Here is an 843-nt window from a genome sequence, read left to right on the forward strand (position 1 = left end):
GGTCTGCCAGAGGTTGCGGTTGCGGTCTTCGGGGCAGACAACGAGTTTCTCGGGAAGACGGCTGGCGAGGTAATCCTGGAGTACGAGGTGCGTGTAGAGCACATCGGGGATCCAGCCGTTGACCTGGTCGAAGTTATCGCGGCCCGTGCGGCGACGGATGATGTCTACCGCCTGAGCGGCGTGAGCCTCGAGCCCGCCGCCCGAGGCCTGATCTCGCAGGTCCTGGAAGGTGAGCAGGTTGGCCGTCGCGGCGCTGATCGTGAAGGCGTACAAACGATCCTGATAGTCCGCCGTGTAACTCTGCGTAGCGACACCCAGTTGCTTCATGTTCGCCGTGCAGATGGTGATGCGGCCGGACTTGCGGGCTTCGCCCAAGGCAGGCAGCAGGATGCCGATCAGGAGTGCGATGATGGCGATCACCACCAGCAACTCGATCAGCGTAAAACCAGACTTTCGATACACGCTACGACCGCACTTCATGTGGGCCTCCTTTGCACACTCTCACAGAACACGGGTACACTTGACGCACAAGAACCCTACCAAACCGAAGTTTGCCGCGAACGCGGACTTTCACTGAACCCCGGCGTGATTTTTCCCAGAACGGGTACACGCCCTTTCGGTTACATTACAGGATACCACGGAAAACCGACCATGTCGAGTCAATTTGAGGTCGAAAAACCGAAAATCCTCATCACTGCAACCATCTGAAACTCATTACCGGGGCAATTCCACAGATCCATACCCCTGAATTATACCGAAGATTCGGCGATGTTGATGCAGTTGCTGCAACCAGAAGGCTCACTTTTCTGGTACCTGATCAGGAAATGCAGCAAAAACCAGTAT

Annotated in this window: 1 protein-coding gene; it reads right to left on the reverse strand. The window is 56.2% G+C overall.

Annotation, left to right across the window (positions count from 1 at the left end; all coding sequences use genetic code 11):
• A partial coding sequence (locus JNK74_28375; GenBank protein MBL7650104.1) for a prepilin-type N-terminal cleavage/methylation domain-containing protein occupies window positions 1-480 on the reverse strand: 480 nt, incomplete at its 3' end.
• Between the last annotated feature and the right edge of the window lie 363 nt (window positions 481-843).

Source organism: Candidatus Hydrogenedentota bacterium, assembly GCA_016791475.1.
In the GTDB taxonomy this organism is placed as follows: domain Bacteria; phylum Hydrogenedentota; class Hydrogenedentia; order Hydrogenedentales; family JAEUWI01; genus JAEUWI01.